At 44.8% G+C, this 19,408-nt stretch carries 21 protein-coding genes and 1 tRNA gene; 1 reads left to right on the forward strand and 21 read right to left on the reverse strand.

From position 1 onward, the window contains the following. Positions 1 to 62: 62 nt before the first annotated feature. The 21 genes from BDE27_RS00585 to BDE27_RS00695 form a co-directional block, all read right to left on the reverse strand. Positions 63 to 1,232 (reverse strand): MFS transporter, encoded by a 1,170-nt coding sequence (locus BDE27_RS00585; protein WP_099130797.1) that lies wholly within the window; start codon positions 1,230 to 1,232, stop codon positions 63 to 65. A gap of 805 nt (positions 1,233 to 2,037) precedes the next feature. Beyond that, a complete protein-coding gene (locus BDE27_RS00600) occupies positions 2,038 to 3,288 on the reverse strand; it encodes a beta-ketoacyl-ACP synthase (RefSeq protein ID WP_099130796.1) in 1,251 nt (416 codons plus the stop codon). After that, the gene (locus tag BDE27_RS00605) at positions 3,285 to 4,016 is read right to left on the reverse strand and encodes a 3-ketoacyl-ACP reductase FabG2 (protein WP_099130795.1); all 732 of its coding nucleotides are present in this window, start codon (positions 4,014 to 4,016) and stop codon (positions 3,285 to 3,287) included. The genes BDE27_RS00600 and BDE27_RS00605 overlap by 4 nt, the downstream gene beginning before the upstream one ends. Further along, the gene (locus BDE27_RS00610) at positions 4,013 to 4,492 is read right to left on the reverse strand and encodes a hotdog family protein (RefSeq protein WP_099130794.1); all 480 of its coding nucleotides are present in this window, start codon (positions 4,490 to 4,492) and stop codon (positions 4,013 to 4,015) included. Before BDE27_RS00610 ends, BDE27_RS00605 begins: the two co-directional genes overlap by 4 nt. Continuing rightward, entirely contained in the window at positions 4,492 to 5,673 is a 1,182-nt protein-coding gene (locus BDE27_RS00615) for a beta-ketoacyl-[acyl-carrier-protein] synthase family protein (protein WP_099130793.1), read from the reverse strand. The genes BDE27_RS00610 and BDE27_RS00615 overlap by 1 nt, the downstream gene beginning before the upstream one ends. A gap of 3 nt (positions 5,674 to 5,676) precedes the next feature. Continuing rightward, positions 5,677 to 6,240: a DUF3261 domain-containing protein gene (locus BDE27_RS00620; RefSeq protein ID WP_099130792.1), complete on the reverse strand. Its 564-nt coding sequence runs from the start codon at positions 6,238 to 6,240 to the stop codon at positions 5,677 to 5,679. Next, complete coding sequence (locus BDE27_RS00625) at positions 6,237 to 8,561, reverse strand: MMPL family transporter (RefSeq protein WP_099130791.1); 2,325 nt, start codon at positions 8,559 to 8,561, stop codon at positions 6,237 to 6,239. Before BDE27_RS00625 ends, BDE27_RS00620 begins: the two co-directional genes overlap by 4 nt. Further along, positions 8,533 to 9,111: an outer membrane lipoprotein carrier protein LolA gene (locus BDE27_RS00630; protein ID WP_099130960.1), complete on the reverse strand. Its 579-nt coding sequence runs from the start codon at positions 9,109 to 9,111 to the stop codon at positions 8,533 to 8,535. The genes BDE27_RS00625 and BDE27_RS00630 overlap by 29 nt, the downstream gene beginning before the upstream one ends. Positions 9,112 to 9,152: 41 nt before the next feature. Further along, on the reverse strand, positions 9,153 to 9,575 hold the full coding sequence (locus BDE27_RS00635; protein ID WP_099130790.1) for an acyl-CoA thioesterase: 423 nt from the start codon (positions 9,573 to 9,575) through the stop codon (positions 9,153 to 9,155). Between the two features lie 2 nt (positions 9,576 to 9,577). After that, the gene (locus tag BDE27_RS00640) at positions 9,578 to 11,293 is read right to left on the reverse strand and encodes a glycosyltransferase family 2 protein (protein WP_099130789.1); all 1,716 of its coding nucleotides are present in this window, start codon (positions 11,291 to 11,293) and stop codon (positions 9,578 to 9,580) included. Beyond that, a complete protein-coding gene (locus BDE27_RS00645) occupies positions 11,284 to 11,643 on the reverse strand; it encodes a 3-hydroxyacyl-ACP dehydratase FabZ family protein (protein WP_099130788.1) in 360 nt (119 codons plus the stop codon). Before BDE27_RS00645 ends, BDE27_RS00640 begins: the two co-directional genes overlap by 10 nt. Next, positions 11,630 to 13,021, reverse strand: a complete 1,392-nt coding sequence (locus BDE27_RS00650) for an AMP-binding protein (protein ID WP_099130787.1) — start codon at positions 13,019 to 13,021, stop codon at positions 11,630 to 11,632. Before BDE27_RS00650 ends, BDE27_RS00645 begins: the two co-directional genes overlap by 14 nt. After that, positions 13,018 to 13,581 (reverse strand): COG4648 family protein, encoded by a 564-nt coding sequence (locus BDE27_RS00655; RefSeq protein WP_244208646.1) that lies wholly within the window; start codon positions 13,579 to 13,581, stop codon positions 13,018 to 13,020. Before BDE27_RS00655 ends, BDE27_RS00650 begins: the two co-directional genes overlap by 4 nt. A gap of 23 nt (positions 13,582 to 13,604) precedes the next feature. Then, positions 13,605 to 13,853 (reverse strand): acyl carrier protein, encoded by a 249-nt coding sequence (locus BDE27_RS00660; protein WP_222941528.1) that lies wholly within the window; start codon positions 13,851 to 13,853, stop codon positions 13,605 to 13,607. A gap of 14 nt (positions 13,854 to 13,867) precedes the next feature. Further along, a complete protein-coding gene (locus BDE27_RS00665) occupies positions 13,868 to 14,125 on the reverse strand; it encodes a phosphopantetheine-binding protein (RefSeq protein WP_099130785.1) in 258 nt (85 codons plus the stop codon). Positions 14,126 to 14,143: 18 nt separating this feature from the next. Continuing rightward, positions 14,144 to 14,935: a lysophospholipid acyltransferase family protein gene (locus BDE27_RS00670; RefSeq protein ID WP_420882883.1), complete on the reverse strand. Its 792-nt coding sequence runs from the start codon at positions 14,933 to 14,935 to the stop codon at positions 14,144 to 14,146. 1 nt (position 14,936) lies between these two features. Further along, positions 14,937 to 15,656, reverse strand: coding sequence for a beta-ketoacyl synthase chain length factor (locus BDE27_RS00675; RefSeq protein ID WP_099130784.1), 720 nt, complete (start codon positions 15,654 to 15,656; stop codon positions 14,937 to 14,939). Positions 15,657 to 15,669: 13 nt separating this feature from the next. Continuing rightward, entirely contained in the window at positions 15,670 to 16,743 is a 1,074-nt protein-coding gene (locus BDE27_RS00680) for a methyltransferase (protein ID WP_099130783.1), read from the reverse strand. 105 nt (positions 16,744 to 16,848) lie between these two features. Then, the gene (locus tag BDE27_RS00685; protein ID WP_099130782.1) at positions 16,849 to 17,238 is read right to left on the reverse strand and encodes a hypothetical protein; all 390 of its coding nucleotides are present in this window, start codon (positions 17,236 to 17,238) and stop codon (positions 16,849 to 16,851) included. A gap of 618 nt (positions 17,239 to 17,856) precedes the next feature. Beyond that, positions 17,857 to 18,138 (reverse strand): cupin domain-containing protein, encoded by a 282-nt coding sequence (locus tag BDE27_RS00690; RefSeq protein WP_099130781.1) that lies wholly within the window; start codon positions 18,136 to 18,138, stop codon positions 17,857 to 17,859. A 100-nt stretch (positions 18,139 to 18,238) separates the two neighbouring features. Beyond that, a tRNA-Ile gene (locus tag BDE27_RS00695) sits at positions 18,239 to 18,314 on the reverse strand. 261 nt (positions 18,315 to 18,575) lie between these two features. On the opposite strand from BDE27_RS00695, the gene BDE27_RS00700 reads away from it, so the two are divergent. Continuing rightward, a complete protein-coding gene (locus BDE27_RS00700; RefSeq protein ID WP_099130780.1) occupies positions 18,576 to 19,355 on the forward strand; it encodes a GNAT family N-acetyltransferase in 780 nt (259 codons plus the stop codon). Positions 19,356 to 19,408 lie beyond the last annotated feature (53 nt).

Below are 19,408 nucleotides of genomic sequence, written 5' to 3' on the forward strand. Positions count from 1 at the left end.
TTAAAAATAAAAAAAGCGCCGAAAATTACGACGCTTTCATATAAATCCAGCTTATTTTTTCACTAGCTTGCCAATACACGGTCTTTGCGGCACAAGCTCGCCAGCAGCATATACATCGCGGTCGCCAATAACACGATGAAAAAGAAACTCATCAACCCATTGTGTTGAACTTTAAAGTAGTGTTGTAGCATAAAATGGCCTGCTCCCAGTGGTCCAATGGCGGAACCGATACTGTAACTTAACAACATGACCTGGCTTGCCGCTACAATATAGGACGCATCCAGCTTGTCACAAGCAAGGGTGATCGCAATGGGATACAGCGCAAAAGACGACATTCCCAAAAGAGCCAATGCCACTATCATGACAATGTAATGTTCAACGAGATAAGTCAGTCCTACGGCGAATACACCCAATAATGAGACCATTGCCAATAGAAACGTTTTGCTCATGATGACGGACAGCTTGCTGATAATCGGTTGTATGACCATTCCACCCAAAATAATGGCTGCCATCAATACACCGACTTGCTCGGCACTGAAATGACTCTGGCTGAGAGATAGAGGCATCAAACCATAGATCGTACCCATAACAATACCCGATGTTATGCAGCCAACGATCGCGGGTTTACTGAATTCAGTGATCTTTCTCAGGGATATACTTTGGTGGTGGAGAGCGGGAGGCTGACCATGACGCACGAATAATGGGGGCAAAATCGCGACAAACAGCAGTGCCGAAATCACTATAAAGGGGATCATCCCCTGAGTACCAATAGACCCAATTAATAATTGCCCTACAGTTGTTCCACCGTAAAGGGAAGTCATATAAAAGCTTAGGCGTTTAGCGCGTTCTTTGGGGTTATCGCCGATCAATAACCAAGATTCGACCACGACAAAGACACCGGCAACGGCTACGCCGGCAATGCATCGCACAAGTAACCAAATTTCTTTATTTGCAAAAAAAGGCAATACAATGACAGTCGCTGACAAAAGCAACAAAAAAACAATGAATGAAAGACGGTGACCTATCCTGGCGATAACAGGCTCAATCATCATTGAACCGATTAATAAACCGGCATAATAAGCACTGGCTAACCAACTGGCATAAACCGTGTCAATGCTGAAACTTGCCATCGACAGAGGAATCAAGCTCATTAGGTAACCAGAAGCAATTGCAAAAACAGTCAAGCCGGCGACAGGTACAAATGCACTGTCATTCTTGCGCAGCAGTTTCACTACTGTCGTCTCCACATAAAAAATCAGCCAGAAATGCGCTGCTTCTTATCACGTTTTTGCCGAATGGCGGTCACGATATATGCCAAGGACTGGAATATATCTTGGTGATTTAAGCAGTAGGTATGTCACTCAATAACCTTGAGTGGTGCGGACTATAGACTTTTCTCACAAAGAGATACAACGAGAAAAACTGATACTTATGAATGAAAAGATTTATGGAAAAGGGGATATTTTCACCAAGTGTGTTACATCGACACTCACATCAAGAAACTCGCTCTCGCCCTAAAAAATCACTTCGCTAACATAATGTTGTTATTTATGAGGGATTGGTGAAATTTAATTGAAAGATGTGAATTTTAAGTTAAAAATTGTTGCCTGGGGGGAGCTGTTTGGCGCACAGAAATGCGATTGTGAGGAACAACTAAAAGAATCAATAAACCTGATAAATGAAAAAGGTGGATACTTATATCGTCAATAACTTGCTAGGTTGTGCTAATGACCTCAGAGAGTATAAAGTTGCATGTGAAATTATTGAAGCGCTTGGTATTGAGCAAATTGATTGACTTACCAATAATCCAGACAAGGTAAAACAGATAACGTTGAACGGGGTTAATATTCGGTATGTCATTTCGACTGGCGTTTTTTACCAAGAACATGACATCGATTATGGGACCAATTCCCTTCATATACATTGAAATTTTTAATGACTACACATAATCTGAGTAAATGGTCAGGCTTTCACCCATTATTTCGAATGGAGTTAGTGATCTGAGGCCACCATAGAGTGGCCTTAAGTTCCCTCAAATTAAACCCAACGTCGGATCACCATCGAGGTATTGATTCCACCAAAGGCAAAGTTATTGCTTTGGATAAACTCGGTTTGGATTTTACGGGGCTGGTGCATAATGTAATCCAATTCGCCACAAGCGGGATCAATCTCGTTGAGATTGATTGTTGGGGCAAACCAGCCTTCATTCATCATTTCCAGGCTCAACCATGCTTCAAGGGCACCACACGCGCCCAGCGTATGGCCGAAATAGCTTTTCAGTGAAGAGATAGGTGTTTGGTTGCCAAAAATATTGGCAGTCGCTTGACTCTCTGCCACATCTCCCCGATCGGTTGCAGTACCGTGAGCGCTGATATAACCGATATCGGCTGGCTGCAAGCTTGCTGATTTCAGTGCCATTTCAATGCATATCTGCATGGTTTCCGATTTTGGTTGGGTAATATGGGAAGCATCACAGTTAGTGGCAAATCCGATGATTTCACCATAAATCTTGGCACCACGTGCTTTGGCGTGCTCCAATTCTTCAAGGATCAATGTACCCGCACCTTCACCAATTACCAGTCCATCACGGTTAACATCAAATGGAGAAGGTGTGGTTTTCGGCACTGCATTTTTCTGGCTGGTGGCGAACAGCGTATCAAATACTGCCGCTTCGGATGGACACAACTCTTCAGCGCCACCTGCGACCATAACAGTTTGATAACCATGGCGGATAGCTTCCCAAGCGTACCCAATTGCTTGACTGCCAGATGTACAGGCACTTGAGGTTGGGATCACTCTGCCACGTAAGCCAAAGAACAGACCTGTGTTAACCGCAGTCGTATGGGGCATCATTTGCACATAGGTTGTGCCTGTGATGTTATTAGTGTGTTTTTCAGTCAGCATGGTGGCAAATTCGCTGACAGGTTTAGTACTGCCCGTAGAAGAACCATAGGCAATACCCGTTTCTCCGTTAGTCAGTATTGGATCATTGAGCAAGCCCGCCATCTCTAAGGCCAGCTCTGTGGCACGCGTTGACATCAGGGAAACACGTCCCATAGAACGAATGCGTTTGCGGGTATAATGTTCGGGTAAAATAAAATCCGTAACCGGTGCCCCAAGATGGGTATTAAGCCCATCATATTCTGCCCATGCTGGCATCTGTTGAACGGCATTAATGCCTGCTTTCAATCCTGTGGAAACAGATTGCCAATTGTGCCCCAATGCGGTAATGCCGCCCATTCCCGTAATCACTACCCTGCGAGGCTGGAATATCGCATCGTACTTCATAGCATCCCTCCGTTGATTGAGATAACTTGACGGGTTACATATCCCGCAATATCAGACATCAGGTAGCTGGCAAGACCAGCCACTTCTTCCACTTGTCCTATGCGTTTCATTGGGATCATATTCATCGCTTCTTTTAAAGCCACTTCTTCCATTTGAATCATGTCTGTCCCAATCAAGCCTGGTGCAATACAGTTCACGGTGATTTTTCTTTTCGCCAATTCGATTGCCAGCGCTTTTGTTGCGCCGATAATCCCTGCTTTAGCTGCGCTGTAATTGACTTGTCCACGGTTGCCCATCAAACCAGATACGGATGATAAGGTAATGATTCGTCCTCCCTGACGTAAGCCGATCATCGGCATGATGCAAGGGTGAATAACATTGTAGAAGCCATCTAAATTGGTATGAATGACACTGTCCCAGTCATTGCCTTCCAGGGCTGGGAAAGCACCATCTTTGGCTATCCCGGCATTGCAGATGATGCCATAGTAAGCGCCGTGAGTTTCGATGTCTTTTTCCAGTTTTTCACGGCAGGTTGTTCGATCTGAAACATCAAAATTCAGAATACGACCACTCCCCCCGTTTGCCTGAATGTGTTCCAGTGTCTCTTCCGCGCCTTTAGCGTCGCGGTGATAATGCACGATGACAGTAAAACCATCTGCCGCCAGTTGGCAGGCAATCGCTCTGCCTATCCCTTTGCTGGCACCAGTCACGAGAACTGAACGCATTATGCTACTCCATCCTGTTTATTTATGAGTTGTGTGAGTTCTGTTTTGTTAGGTTGGTAGGTGTTCAGACGGCCTGTCACCAGTACAGTGCCATTGCAACTGATTTCACCTTCAAAACTGCCAAATTTTTCATCTTGCAGTAATAAATTCATCTGGATATCCAATACACTACCTGGTATGAACGTGGGTACTTGGCACCGTACTGCACGCCCGCCCAGTAACATGCCCAGTGCGGAATCTTCCTCTTTTCTTTCCCTGCGGTGCCAGCCAGACCAGACCCCAATGGTCTGGGCCATGATTTCAATGGCAAACCAACCCGGCAAATGGCCTTCTTCATTGAGAAAAGGGGATAAAACTCCATCTTGGCTGACTGTGACCTGACAATGGACATGGTTGCTGGATACGTTGATCACCTTTTCCAGTAACACCATGGGCGCTTCATGTGGGAGATAACGATCTACCGATAAGTAGTCAGACATTATGCCACTCCCAATATCAGGCTGGTATTGTTGCCACCAAAGGCAAAAGAATTTGACATGACAATCGGTTTTTTCAGTGGTTGTGGTTGGCTTAGCAAGCCACAAGCAGGCAATGAAGTATCTATGCTTGAGCGTGAAAAATCCTGCGCAGGCAGTGGCAAGTTATGTGTTAGCAGTAGCCAGCAAAGTCCGGCTTCACAGGCACCTGCGGCGCCAAGAGTATGGCCGGTTAGATACTTGGTGGAGCTGCATGGCGTGTGTTCACCAAAAATCTGATTGATAACAATCGATTCCATCTGATCATTTAATTTCGTGCCTGTTCCGTGCAGGTTAATATAACCGATCTCGGCCGGAGAGAGTCCGGCACTTCCCAGTGCCATGTTGATTGCTTCAATGGCACCTTTCCCTTCAGGATGAGGGGCTGACATATGCCATGCGTCGCTTGATTCTCCTACGCCGAGTAAGGCTATCGGCTGAGGTTCCCGTGTTAGCAGCAGTAATGTTGAGGCTTCTCCAATAGTAATGCCCTGGCGCTCCTCACAAAAAGGTTCACATAAGGTTGGGGAAATGGATTCCAGGCTATTGAACCCATTGATTGGCATACGGCTCAATGTGTCCGCACCACCAACAATGGCGACATCCACCAGCCCCATTTCAATCAAGCGTTGACCACTGATAATCGCCCGTGAACTGGATGAACAGGCGGTAGAGAGGGTAAATGCAGGCCCATCAATACTCAGGTAACTAGCAAGAAAGCGGGAAGGATCGCCCAACTCTTGTTGGTAATAATGGTAATGCTCATCGTATTGCTGATGCATTGATTGTTGATGAATTGTGCGGCTGACATGCTGATCACCTTCGTTGAGGCCGGATGTGCTGGTTCCCATAATTACAGCGATGCGTTCCTGACCATAACGAGCGATGGCTTCGTCCACTTGTGGTTTTATTTGCATCAAGGCAGCCAGTAACAAACGATTATTACGGCTGTTATGCTGAAACAGGCTGTCAGGAATGACGGGTAGTTCACCGTCAACGCCGCCCAGGCAGCAGGTTTTGTCGGGTTGTAACCAGCCTGCACGTTCATACATACCAGGCGCTTGATTGAGCACTAGATTCTGCGCAATCTCATCCACATTATTGCCCAAGGCATTGAGCATACCCACAGCAGAAATATAAATCATGTTTTACTCTTCCAGATGCTGAATGGCGATGTCATAACCGAAAACGAATTGCTGGACGCGAATCGGGCGTCGTTTGCCATTTTGAGTATCATAATGAATTTCTGTGATTAATTTCCCTTTTTTGTCATGCAGTTGGCGGAGATTACCGCTATCCTTGAGCCTCCAGCCATCGGGCAGTCGGTTTTGCCAGGCGGAAGCAGGCCAGTAACTGAACATAATATCGGCCAGGACTTGGTTGGCAGGGGGAAGTTCTGGCAAGATAATGGATTGTTCGGTATGAACGCCATTTTTGTCGTAATCTAATTTGAACAACCGGATACCCAGCGAAGACAACCCCGCCAATGACAAGTGTTGCTCATTGGCATCAAGCAGCACAATCAATGATTGTTGTTTGCCTTTTACTGTAGCTGTTAACAGTTGCTGTTCATTAATGGCAGGCGTTATGGTCGGCTCTGGTAATGCAACGCGTACACCTGGTTTCAGCCATGCGCTGGGTGTGCCGTTTTGCGGAGCGTTCGTACAAGCTGCCAGCAGGCAGGTCAGAGACAGGATGAATAACCGTATCATAATTGCTTTTTCCTTTTTTGGCGTTTCGCTATTGCCAGCGGTGATAGCAGGAAAGCAGTCAAGACCCCGCTGCACAACACGATGCCAAAGCTACTGATTGCCTGGGTGCTACTGAACATCAACATGCCCAGTGTGAGCAATGACGTACACATTGCTACGCTGATGGCTAATAGAGAAGTCAGCGGAGTACTGCGAGGATTGCTGAAAAACAGGGTGTAATTGATGCCAATGCCAAGCACCAGAACCAGAGCTAATATCGAAAATAAGTTAAGGCTATGACCACTAAAACCGAGAACGGCCAGTCCACAGCCAAGGGACAGCAGTGATGGTAATATGCTGATGACACCACGACGCGGACCAAGCCGTGCTATGTAACTGATGGCGATCAGCATGACTGAACCTGCCAACAACCAGCCAAGTAGGGTTCGATAAAACTGAAACATCTCATCGAAAGCCAGTTTGCGATCAACCCAACTCACTCCTTTCTGGTTTTCTGCCAATTGGCGCATCAATACACTGTTTTTAATGCCATTTACGGGAAGCAGCACGCCGCTGTGACCATTTGGCAGGGTTATCCACATCAAACGCCAACCTTCACTGACGACACTATTGAGCCAGTCATTCGGTGTGACGGTCATAGCGTGAATATCGGGCTGTTTCACTATTAAACCTGCTTCTGTCAGGCGAGCAACGATATTGGGGCTGGCGGTCTTGAGCAGAGCAAGATCCTGATGTTGCTGAGCAAGAGAGGAGAGAGGGAATCGTTGGTAATGGCTGATATTCCCTTGCTGTTTTTCTGCATCCAATTTGGGAATAAAGGATTCCAGCCGTTGCAGCGTTTGTTCTGCATTATCACCATAAATAACGAACCATTTCTGATCACTTCGCTGTCCGGTTAGTGCTGCAATGCGTTTTTCCTGTTGATGAATATCCTGTGGCAGAGCCTGTAATTGGGCAATGTCATCATTGATTTGTAAACGGGAAATTCCCAGCACGGCAAAAATCGCCAATATTGTGGGCAATCCCATATAAAACAGCCGATTGTGTCTCCATAACGCCAGCCAACGCATTAACATGATCATAGCCGGAATGGGGCGCACGGGCAGGTTTTTAGCAAGTCGCGGATACCAGCAGACGACAGTCAAACAAGAAGCGGTTAAACCTGCAGCAGCAAATACAGCCAATTGGCGCAGGCCAGGAAAAGGCGCAAACATCATGATGAGATAGGCAATAACGGTTGTTGCCAATGCCATTAATAAGGCAGGCAAGACCTTTCGCATACTTTGCCACGACGTCACTTCCTGACCATGTACCATGCGTTCTGTTAGATAGTAAATAGCATAGTCAGCAGAAATGCCGATGATACTGATGCTCATTACCAGCGTCATGAAATGAAGTTCGCCAAAGACACCCAAAGTCACTACAGTCCCTGCTAAGGCACCGATACTGATGGATAGAACGCACAGCAATAAAGGTTTCAGGGAGCGAAAAACACCATAGATGAGTAGCAATACACCAAGCACTGTGGCGCTGCCCAATGTTGAAATATCGTGTTTTGCCTGTTGGGTAGCGTAATCGCTGTAAAACAGGGTGCCCCGTGAAATCACTTTGGCATCAGGAAATTGAGCTTCCAGAGACTGCTGCAACTTACTCAATTCAGTGACAGCATGATGGCCTTGCTGCATATCAAAGGAAGAGCTTTTTAGCTCTCCATGAAGTAAATACCAGCTTCTTCCGGCATTATCTTTGGCAACTAACCAGCCATTTTGGAGCCGCAACTGGCTGGATGTCTGCTGGAGTGCCAGCTGTGAGCCTCTGACCAGCATTAAGGGGTCATTATTAAGTTCTTGCCCGCTGACACCAGAAAAAGCGGAATAAACCTGAGACAGTATCCAGTTTGCCTGTTGATTGCCTCCATCTTTCAGTCTGTCACGGGTAGCAGGATCGAGCATCGCATTGCGGTGTTCATAGTAAAAACGCCCCCATGCTTGTTGTTGCTCTGCTGTCATTGGCCCTTTGACATTGGTCAGAAATGGTGTTTTTTGCAAATACTCCAGCCAGTATTGGGCAGGGGTGGTATCCTCTTTTTTTCCAGGGCTAACCATCCACACCAATTGGCGATCAAGGCGTTGCATGAACTCTTCTTGCAAGGCAGGTGGCATGTTTCCGGCACTTTGTGCAGGCAATAAGGCTAATACGCTGGTAGATAGGCGGGATTGAGGTAATAAGAATGCCAGCAATATCAGAAGGATAGTGCATGTTAACAGCCAGAGTAGTGCCAACAGATGTGGCTCAGAATTTGAAGTATTGTTCTTCTTCATGACTTAGAGTCTCTGGTGTTAATCGGTGTTGGGTAAAAGAGAGTTCGGTACGATCACCTTGACGATCGGTCAGTAAAATAGCATCAAGGTTAGTTTGGCCGTTTAGCGTAATTGCGGTGAAAAGTTTATCCAAAGGAGACGTTTTAGGTGTCAGTATCAAGCGCCATTTTTCTTGCCCAAGATCGTTGAATTCGGTTTTGAAATTTTCTTCCAGCACTGCCCGATCGGTCTGAAACAGGGCACGCATCAAGTGGTTGAACTGAAACATTTGTGGATTGGAATCAGCGGTGATCACCTGTGGTGCTTGCCCTGACATGACTTGCACCATATGGTTGTCATCCAGTAACAGGGTCAGTGGAAACGGTTTTTGCTGATGCCACCATAGCCCTTTATGTTGTGAAACCAGCATTTCACCACTGGAAGACAAAGGATGAGGCATACCCTGAATTTGCCGTACTTGTGTGAAGTTCGCTCGCACAACCGGCTGATGAGCAAACCGCTGTTGTAATTCCTCAAGGGTAATGGCATATGCCATGTTATTGATTGTCATAAAACTTGTTGTCAGGAACAGCAGTATCCAGTGCCATTTTTTCACGGTCTGACCCCCATACGTTCGAATAGAATGTCTGGGCTGACAAAGCTCATTTCTTGTGTTTCTTTAGAAACGGCGACCTGAATGGTGTAGCCTGCGGTTGTTTTTTTGCCACTTGCTGCATTAAAAATCTGATAAGCAATTTTCAGGCGGTTTTCAAACTCTTCGATAGTGGCTCTGATACGTATTTTTTGTTCAAAGAGTACTGGGGCACGGTACTTGATTTTGGCGTCAACGACAGGCCAAACATAGCCGGATTCACGCATTTCTCGATAACCATAATTGAGTTGATTCATCAGTGCTTCACGGGCAATTTCAAAATAGCGAAAGTAATTTCCATGCCAAACAACGCCCATTGGATCAGCATCATGAAATGGCACAGTGAGTTCAATCTCGGCAGTAAAACGAGGATCGGTCAGCATTTTTATTCCTTATTGGTTCGGGCAGACGGTAATTGCCAAAAATCGAAAAAGTTAAACCAATCGAGCGGGGATTGCAGGGCATAATGTTCCAGGCGGGAAGCGTAGAGATCCACAGCTTGCTGTAACGCCTGTTCTCTTTGTTTACGTGGCAGTTCCAGGGGATTGGCAAAGTGCTCACAATAAATTTTGAATTGGTTATTTTGCCGGAGAGCGAACATCAACAACACTGGGCAACGCAACACGGCAGCAAGGATAAATGGCCCTTGCGGAAAGGGGGCAGGATGACCGAGAAATTGGCTCCATACAATGCGCTGGGAGTTACCTCTGGCGGGATTAACGGCAATCCGATCACCGACAATGGCGACCCATTCGCCAGCGTCAATTTTTTCTTTCAGCATGATAGCGGTATCGGCTCCTACATCCGTGACGGGCAATAAATTGATCCCCGCTTGTGGTGAAACTTCTTCAATGATCTGTTTGAAACGTTGAGCATGTTCAGTAAAAACCAATGCATTGATAGTCTGTTTACCCGCTTGTTGTGCCAGTGCCCGGCAGACTTCAATGTCTCCCAAATGTGAAACGAGCAGCAGTTTCCCACCTGAGTCGCCATCCAAAAGCGTTTGTTCTGCACCCTGCGCAAACTCAATATCTTTTCCCCATTTCAGATCACCACGCCAGCTTGCGATTTTATCCAGCATGGCTCTGCCAAAACGCAGGTAGTGGCGGTAACTATCAAGGTCTGGTGGAATAGCAATACCTTTGTGCTGCAAGGTTTGTTTTAGTCTTTCAAGGTATTGGCTGGATGCCTGACGTTGTGAGCCGCCAGTTGCCCAAAAATAGCCAACAACAGGGTAGAGCAACCACTCAAAAGGCTTGCGTCCGAACCATCGATAGACCGTCAGCATGAACTTCATGCCTAACAACCCTTTGCGTTCTTGAATATCTGACCAATGGCAGTGATTACGCCATAATCGTTTACGCCATAATAATGAAGGTATGCGCGGTAACATGCCGAAAAACAGGCGGGTATGCATCCATGAAATGCTGAGGTTATCTCTCAAAGCATCAAAATGGGATAAACCATTTTCAGGGTAAGTGACTTTTGTTGGCACAAATTTACTTTCTGTTCCCTGCCAATAAAGCCGTACCATGATTTCAATATCAAAATCCATGCGATGACCGACATCTTTGTTAGCCAACAGTTGTAGCGTGGGTATCAATGGATAGACACGAAAGCCACACATACTGTCTTTAATAGACAAAGAAAGTGTTTCCACCCAAACCCAGAAATGGGTGATATAGCGTCCATAAAGACGGGATTTTGGTACGGAAACATCATATTTAGGACTGCCGGAAATTAAGTGATCGGGATACTGCTGCGCCTTTGCCAAAAATAGAGGAATATCTTCAAGGCAATGTTGACCATCGGCATCAACTTGTAAAGCATGGCTATACCCTGAATCCGCGGCTGCCCGCATTCCTGCCATGACGGCACCACCCTTGCCCTGATTATGTGTAAGGCGGATAAGTGTTACATTAGGAACGGATTTGGCTAAATTCTCAAGACGGTGTTGAGTATCGGCTTCACTGCCATCATCCACGATAAAACAGTGGAGATGATAAGGGGATAACCTTTCCAGTACCGCAGGCATGGTTATGCCGTGGTTATAACAAGGAATAATCACACAGGGTGTAATCGTATTCACACTCACTGACATAGCTTTATTTTTCCCTGGCTTGCAGTCTGGCCTTCGCTTCCGTTCTGGGCTGCTACGTCATAATGGAAGGTTAGGAGGTTCTTTTTTTCGTCCCATTTGATGTTCAATCGCAGTTTATCGCCTGGTTGCAGAGGGAACTGGAATTTCACCATTTCAATCGAAGAGAAAGACCAGTTCGGTACCAACAAGGTTTGGGCGTAATGCATGACCCAATCGATTTGAGCTACTCCCGGCAGAAGTGGCTGAATGGGAAAATGCCCCCGGAACCAGTCCAAATTGGGATCTAAATACAGTTGTACAGTGATCTCATTTGGGGCAGGTTGCTCGCGATGAATTTCAATGGGTTTCATTAAATAGTTCCTGTAATGCAGGCCATGAGCGCTTGCTTTGGGCATTCAAGGGAATGGTTTCAACGGCTCGCCAATAACGTGGCAATGCGACAGATTCCAGCCAAGGCTTTAACTGATGACGCCAATTTTGTGACAGTTCGCGAATTCCTTGTTGTTGATAAAGCTTGTTGGTTTCATGATCTAAAACGACGACCGCACCAATGCTATTGCGTTTACCTCGATTAATAGGTAATACAGCCGCGTCAATGATCCCAGAAATTTCACACAGCCGACGTTCGATTTCTGACAGGGAAATGCGTTTTTCTTCAATTTTCACCAGACGATCTCGGCGCCCTAATAAAGCAAAGTTACCCTGGCTATCGAAGGCAAACTGATCGTCCAGAACCAGACCAAAAGGCTCAGGAAGAAGGGGAGAATAGACGCGTACATTCTTTTCTTCATCTTGCTGGAGTGAAACTCCTTCAAATGTTGTCCAGGCCTCATTGTCCGTTTTACGGTTTCGCCAAGCCACGATGCCTGTTTCGGTACAGCCATAAATTTCATTAGGAGGCGTGTTGAGCCACTGCATTGTTCGTTTCGCATCGGCAAAAGGCAAAGGTCCACCCGCAGAAACGACAAATGTGCAATCAGGAGCGGGGAGTTTCTCATCTAGCCGTTGCAGAAAAGCAGGGCTACTGATCAGCGCACAACGTGGGCTATTGGTCAGCTGCTCAGGAAATTCCACCATTTTACGATCGAATGGTAAACCCAATGACATTGGCAGCCAGATGCGGAAAGTTAAACCATACAAATGCTGGTGGCTGACTGAAGCTCTGACCACGCAGGATTGCAACTTATCTCCCCACAGCGAAGCCAGCCACTGGGATTCAAGATCCATGACGGCAATGGGTTTGGACACTTGTTGAGGAATACCCGTAGAACCAGAAGTGAACATCACCAAAGTGGCATCCGGTGAGATGGCTGGCAATGTGATGTTAAGTGAGGCTTGTTCGCTAGCATCAATTTCTGGGTCAGACGATATGATCTGCCAGCAAGGACAGGACAAGGTCAGGGGTAAGTCTGTCAACACACCATCAAACAGAGGCTGCTGCTCCTGCAATTGCGCTTCACGACAATGACCGGGAATAACAGGAATTTGGCCGGCATGCAGTGTTGCCAGCAGTGCGACACAGAAGTAATAGCTATCGTCAAAACAGAGAGCCCAGCGGAAAGCGGTGTGTTTTGGATCTTCTAGGTGCAGGTTTTTCAGGCGTAAATATAACGCGGTCACATCCTGCTGAAGTTTATTCAAACTGATAGCGTGATTGCCCCAACTGACTAATCGGTTGGAACAATTATCCTCTGATAGCCATTGGGATATAGGTTGTGCTTTCATCATTTTTTTACCCGTTGGCGTACCAGCCATTCAATGGAAACGAGCAATCCAATTAATAGATAACTCACCATTCCGTTCCACAATGTCCATAGGGTCATATTGTTATACAAGCAAGTTCCCAGTGACACTGCACCATTGAACATAAAGAACAGGCACCAGATGTACGTCACTTTCCGTGTATAGATAATCCCCTTTGGGGGTAAATCAGGTTCTTTGATACGGGCCATCCTTTCAATGATAGGTGGCCCGTAACGCAATGAGCTGCTAAACAGAATCAGTAAAACGGCATTAACAACCACAGGGTAGTACATAAGAAGTTGGTGGTTGCGCAGCAATAAGCTGGCTATCCCTAACGTTATTCCTGCTATGGATAATATCCAGCCGGTTTTTTGTTGATTGTGAGTTTGCTGTTTGCTTGCTAATAATCGCAAAACAAAAAACAGAATAATAACAATCAACATGGCATGAAATTGCCCATAGTTAACCATCGCCCAGACCAAAAAAGGCCAGGCGATTAACATGACGGCATTGGCAATACGGAGCAATAAAAGCAACAGATTCAATTAACTACCCAAATGTTTGCTGATTATTGTTCTTTCAACAATTGTTCCACGGCATCCACGACGTCCTGTACGGTACGAACAGACTTGAATGCTTCGGGTTTGATCTTTCGCCCAGTTTTCTTCTGTAAATGTACAACCATATCAACGGCGTCAATGCTATCGAGTTCCAGATCTTCATAGAGTCGTGATTCAGGCGTAATGTCTTCGGGAGACAGCTCAAACAACTGAACTAATAATTGGGAGACTTCCTGAAAAATTGCTTGTGTTTCCATGATGACACCTGTTCTTATGCTTGCTGTGACTGGATGTAAGCTGCCAGCGTGGCGACAGAAGCGAAGTGTTGACGCATTTCTTCGCTTTCAGAGGATAATACGATGCCATAACGGTTTTTTACTGCCAGCCCCAGTTCCAGAGCATCGATTGAATCTAAGCCTAATCCGTCGCCGAACAGGGGGGCATCGGTTTCAATATCCGCAGGTGTAAGATCTTCCAAATTCAGGGTGTCTATAATTAATTGTTTTATTTCAATATGTAACTCTTGCATCATCGTATCCGACGTCTATTAGTTTGATGGTGTTAGTAATTGAGTAAGCTGGCGATTGAGTTGGCGAGCAGCGATGGCATGCCCGTTTTCTATATCAACAGCAAAATTTTCATTGGTGAGTTGTTCACCAATAGTGATCGTATAAATAGGTTTTTTCGGTGGGACTTGATACCACTTGCTTTTTTTATCCAGCATCGTTTGGCTGCAAGTAATATGTATGATCCGTAAATCGCACTCACATCTCACGGCGATATTGGCGGCTCCACGTTGCAGTGAAATAGGCTGTCCGGGGGTCGTGCGGGTTCCTTCAGGGAAAATCAGGATATTGTGACCAGAAGCCAGTCGCTCGCGACAGACAGGAAGCAAAGTTTCTGCATCCCTGTTGATCAGGTAACGTGCAGAGCGGATTACGCCGCTGACAAAGGGATTGCGCCGTAATGCCGATTTTACGATGCAATCCACATCTGGCAATTTTGATGCCAGAATAACGTAATCCAGCAAAGTGGGGTGATTAGCGACAATCAGGCAACCTTTATCCATACGGATTTTATCCAATCCATTGAAATGGTAATCCAGTATCCCCAATTTTCTGGTCAAAAAAAGGAACAGACGAAAACTGCATGAAATGCTATGGCGTGCAAGGTGGCAACGCTTATCTTCATTGCGTTGGAAAACCAGCAATAAGTTAAACCAAATAAGAGAGAGTAGTAACCCACCTACGCCAAACAGGATAAAACAGAATCCGGTCATGAGCAGACGCCAGAGCCAGTTAATGCGTTCAGTGATATTGACTGAAATCCTTTTCATCATCTTATCGACTCCAATGCCACCGGCAATGATCCCCTGAAACAATAAAGTTCTGTTCTCCTTGTAGCCAGCCATGAAGAAACTGGAGGCCTTGAGGCAGACTCGGCTCTGTTTCCGTTGAAGATTGCTTTGTACAACACAAACCCGTACCTTGCTCCAGCAGCAGAGCTACCGCAAATGGATAGGTTGGAGTATGGGTATCGATGACATTGTGATAAAAGCTGGGGATCTCACCCTCAAAATCGACAAGCAGGACTTTACGATGACCTGCATGAAGCAGTGTCAAAGCTTCAAATAACCCTTGCTGGAAACTATCAATACCGGCCGAAACGGAAGAGGAAACCAAAGGAGCCTTAGCGACAATGGTTAAATTGCCTACAGAGGAGTTATGAACTGACATGGCAAAATTGGTTGGAGAAACATGCTCTTTTTGCGCCAGATTCTGCAATATTTGGTAATTGCGCTCCAACTCACCATGACGGCTGGTATAGACAATGGCATCGACTTGATTGCGCCGCAGGATACTCAAGCCACAATCCACGGCAAGACGACTGCCGGAGCTTAAACGGCGGGCTGTCATCATCGGTAATTGGGCACATTTTTCTAATGGCTGTGATTTATCAATAGTGGCTGGTAATGTCGCAGACCATTTGTGCCATTCGTCAGTAAGAGAAAGGCCTGGGGCGATGGCTTGCCAGTCTGTAATATCCAATGTCAATTTCATGAAATACCGTTCGTTACTTCTTCTTGCAGATCAGTAAGGTGTGACCCAGCCCTAACTGATCAATTTGGTTTTCTATAACCAACCCAGCTTTATTGAGGAATTGGGTAAAATCATCAATGCTGTAAAAACGACTATTACCATTTGCCATACAAGTAAAATAAAGCGAGGTAGCATTAAGGCTATAAGCTGCTGCTTCAAAAGGCTGGCAGTCCCAAAACAGCTCCATGATACAAATTCGAGCATCAGGCTTCATGGTTGCGGAGATCTTGCGTAAAATGCCTATAATTTGTGTTTCGGAAAAACAATCCAGGAATTGGCTCATCCACCAAATATCGGCTTCTGTGGGTAATTTGTTATCCGATAACATGTCAACAGGATAGCCGAAAATACGATCAGCCATTCCCTGGCTGCGTATATTTTCTTCAGCCAATTTTATTTGCTGGGGTAAATCCAGAATAGTGACACTGACTTTACTGTCATATTGGCAACAGCGCAATGCCCATTTTCCTGTATTGCCACCAACATCATAAATCACTTTAGGCTTCATGGAGAAAACTGTTTTCAATGCTGCATTAAAGGCGGAATCAGAATAAAAATGGTCAAATGAAAACCAACTTGTTTTCGCAGGTTCGGGTAATTGGCTGAGGGCAGGATAAATAGTTGACCATTCTCCGAACACTTTTAATCCGGCAGGCTTATTTTTCAGAAGAGATTCTTTCAGGTGAAATAGCCCTTGATAACAGACGTCTTGAGTAAAATCCATATTGACGCGAGTCATCTTGTCATGTAATAAGTAATGCCCAATCTTACTGAGGAAATAACGATTCTTTTGTTTGAGAATAATTTTGCCACTCAATCCCATATCTAGCAAAATACCCACACCGTAGCTGTCTAATTCGGAGTTTCTGCAAATCTCATCTTTAGTTGCACCATTTTTATGGTTTTTATCTAAGAAAGATAAAATCCCGCAATCACGCAATCCGATTGCAGTTTGAAATAGCATAGGAGCGAAAGCAATGCGTTGAGCTTCTGTAATCGCTTCAAGTGCACTGAATTCATCTTTGTCATAATTATAGGGTGCAGTCATATATCCAGATATCCGATATGTCTATAGTCAGAAAGCAGATTAACAAACTAAAGCCTATCTGATCAGGATGTTTTCATCGATTGGGATAGGCTTTAAAGTTGGTGTTTATTGATTAGCCTGCAGGGCTAAGTTTAACTGAATGTCTTTATCCAGGTTATTGACCCAACGGTTATAGTTGCGGTGAATTTTCCCATCACTCTCTCTTAGTTTATGGCTTTTGACATAATTGATGGCGTAGTTTTTGGCGGTGTAGTTGATACGTATTTGTACGTCATGCTGGCGGTTTTTCAGGAAGCCATCAATAACCCCGGGAGAGACTTCGGTCATTACCCATTTGCGTTTTTTACCTGCTTCCAAAATGGCTTTTTTTACGGAAGGCAATGAATTCTGCGTCATGATGGTGGTTTGTGGCGTTAATATTGGTACGTTACGAGCACAGCCTGCAAGCGTGACGATGCAAGCCAGACTGATTAATAGTTTATGTGAAATTTTCATTATTTTTCTCGTGTTAAATAAGACAAGATAGATTTTGAAATAGTTAGGTTGTGCAGAATAGTTTAAATAAATTCTTACAACACTGCTACAACTATCACTTTACTATAGATTTCATTGAGTGTGTTGCTGAATTCTGTTCGATTTTATCTCTGCTTTTTATTTGCCTTTAGGATTCATTAACTGCGGTTGTGTATATGGATATTTATTTGGCCTGTTAATTTAAAATTATTTGATTGAATATTGAGTTGGATTTTTTATATTGGTTTTGCGGATGCTTATATCAAGGGTAATGGATTTAGTGAGTGCATTTTTTAGTAATGTAAGTGATAAAAAGATTGATAATAATCACTATGGTTACTTATGAGATTAATATTTTAATCTGGACATTGATTTTTTTGCCATAAATAATCAATGAAACAACTTTATTCATATCATGAAAGAAAATATGTACTCAATAAATTTCAAGTGGCAGCGTCAGATTAATCCTGCTTACCCCGAATTATCGGCAAGGAGGCACTTACCTAATTATCGCGTCTTCCTGACTACTTTAGGTTGTTACGCTCCAGGTTCTCCGTCCCAATAATCAACTTCGTCGCTTACCCGCCCAACAAAATGAAATCACTTTCCGTCTTGTTGCTTTAACACAGACTGAAACTTGCCCGAGTCTGGATATTCAATCACATCTGCTGAAACATTTGTTGAAATAGCAAGATAGCGCAATGGAACTGAACCGGTGTTGATTATTTGATGGGCTGTCTCTTGCCCTCCCGCCGGAGCGCTTACAACATCACCTTTCTCGATCGAAAGTTCATTGGAGCCAAAACGGTAAGTGCCGTTACCTTCAAGAATAAAGAAAAGCTCGTCCGCGCTATGATGGTTGTGAAACGGGCAGCGGTTCATGACCGTAGCGGTGTTAATCAGTTATACCTCACGCTACTGCCAGAAGGTATCCTAGAAAAAACTAAGGGGTCGCACTTTTGATGCAACCCCTTGATAAATTTGGTGGCCCCTGCTGGACTTGAACCAGCGACCAAGCGATTATGAGTCGCCTGCTCTAACCACTGAGCTAAGGGGCCGTTGAACTGCGGGGATTATACGGCACAGTTTGGTGCTAGGTCTAGTCCCCAAAATTCATATGCGCACTTTATATACAATGGTCAGTATATTTTCATATTATTTAAGAATTCGATAAGTCATTTCGGGCTGTTTCTGGTGATGTCTGTCTATTTTTTGATAAGTTTTGTGATTATTTAGTGTACTTTGTTGTAATCTGGTGGGGTATTACTAGCCATGTTCCATATTTTCATTGCTTCCCATAATACACTTTGTGAGTTGATATGAATAATCATAATACTTCAGTATACATTTTAAACCATTTACGACTTGAAGATTATTTTTACTCATCCATCAGTCAGATCCATCAGCATGTGAGTGAACATGTGTGGGCATATGTGACGGGGATAAATAGTTCGCTCTTTAATTTCTTGTTGGTAACCCAAAACGATCCAAGTGTCGTTAAGGCGTTAGAAACGGGTATCCAATTAATGGAAGAAAGGTGTGAACAGCCTTTTAGTATTGTGACCGCTGGAGGGTATGAACATATTCAGAAAGTGAGCAATCAGGCTGGGTTTGTTTATGATCCGGAAAGTTTATTGATATCGATGCGGCTCGATCTTGAAAATTGGCAGATAGAAGATAGGTTCCACAGTGAATATGATATCAGGTGTGTCAATCACTGTTTAGCAGATTGGACGACTCCAATAGATAATGCTTTTAATGTAGGGCAAAATATTGCTTCACAATATCAGAAGAGCCATGAAGCAGCACTTTTAGCCGGAAAACAACTCCAGCACTATGCATTATATGTAGATGAAAAACCAGTGAGTGCAATGACGTTATCACGAGTGCAGGATCATGCTCGCCTTGACGATCTTGGGACTTTAGTCGATATGCAGGGTAAGGGATATGCTACAGCTTTGATGCATCATGTTCTGAGTGAGTCTAAACGGCAGGGTGTAAAAGAATGGTATCTGGATGGTGTTCCTGCAAGATGTCCATCGTATGCACGTATGGGATTTAAGCCATTATTTGAACATTATGCATTCTTCCGTGAATAAAATTGCAATCGTTAATAAAAAAGCGTCTGCCGAAACAGACGCTTTTTAGATTT

It is taken from the genome of Xenorhabdus ehlersii (assembly GCF_003610465.1).
Taxonomy (GTDB): Bacteria; Pseudomonadota; Gammaproteobacteria; order Enterobacterales; family Enterobacteriaceae; genus Xenorhabdus; species Xenorhabdus ehlersii.

Excerpts from the sequence above, each read along its gene's own strand:
- BDE27_RS00600 (WP_099130796.1), bottom strand. The coding sequence starts at position 3,288 with ATGAAGTACGATGCGATATTCCAGCCTCGCAGGGTAGTGATTACGGGA.
- BDE27_RS00610 (WP_099130794.1), bottom strand. The coding sequence starts at position 4,492 with ATGTCTGACTACTTATCGGTAGATCGTTATCTCCCACATGAAGCGCCC.
- BDE27_RS00615 (WP_099130793.1), bottom strand. The coding sequence starts at position 5,673 with ATGATTTATATTTCTGCTGTGGGTATGCTCAATGCCTTGGGCAATAAT.
- BDE27_RS00620 (WP_099130792.1), bottom strand. The coding sequence starts at position 6,240 with ATGATACGGTTATTCATCCTGTCTCTGACCTGCCTGCTGGCAGCTTGT.
- BDE27_RS00625 (WP_099130791.1), bottom strand. The coding sequence starts at position 8,561 with ATGAAGAAGAACAATACTTCAAATTCTGAGCCACATCTGTTGGCACTA.
- BDE27_RS00630 (WP_099130960.1), bottom strand. The coding sequence starts at position 9,111 with ATGACAATCAATAACATGGCATATGCCATTACCCTTGAGGAATTACAA.
- BDE27_RS00635 (WP_099130790.1), bottom strand. The coding sequence starts at position 9,575 with ATGCTGACCGATCCTCGTTTTACTGCCGAGATTGAACTCACTGTGCCA.
- BDE27_RS00640 (WP_099130789.1), bottom strand. The coding sequence starts at position 11,293 with ATGTCAGTGAGTGTGAATACGATTACACCCTGTGTGATTATTCCTTGT.
- BDE27_RS00645 (WP_099130788.1), bottom strand. The coding sequence starts at position 11,643 with ATGAAACCCATTGAAATTCATCGCGAGCAACCTGCCCCAAATGAGATC.
- BDE27_RS00650 (WP_099130787.1), bottom strand. The coding sequence starts at position 13,021 with ATGATGAAAGCACAACCTATATCCCAATGGCTATCAGAGGATAATTGT.
- BDE27_RS00660 (WP_222941528.1), bottom strand. The coding sequence starts at position 13,853 with ATGGAAACACAAGCAATTTTTCAGGAAGTCTCCCAATTATTAGTTCAG.
- BDE27_RS00665 (WP_099130785.1), bottom strand. The coding sequence starts at position 14,125 with ATGCAAGAGTTACATATTGAAATAAAACAATTAATTATAGACACCCTG.
- BDE27_RS00670 (WP_420882883.1), bottom strand. The coding sequence starts at position 14,935 with ATGATGAAAAGGATTTCAGTCAATATCACTGAACGCATTAACTGGCTC.
- BDE27_RS00675 (WP_099130784.1), bottom strand. The coding sequence starts at position 15,656 with ATGAAATTGACATTGGATATTACAGACTGGCAAGCCATCGCCCCAGGC.
- BDE27_RS00680 (WP_099130783.1), bottom strand. The coding sequence starts at position 16,743 with ATGACTGCACCCTATAATTATGACAAAGATGAATTCAGTGCACTTGAA.
- BDE27_RS00685 (WP_099130782.1), bottom strand. The coding sequence starts at position 17,238 with ATGAAAATTTCACATAAACTATTAATCAGTCTGGCTTGCATCGTCACG.
- BDE27_RS00690 (WP_099130781.1), bottom strand. The coding sequence starts at position 18,138 with ATGAACCGCTGCCCGTTTCACAACCATCATAGCGCGGACGAGCTTTTC.
- BDE27_RS00700 (WP_099130780.1), top strand. The coding sequence starts at position 18,576 with ATGAATAATCATAATACTTCAGTATACATTTTAAACCATTTACGACTT.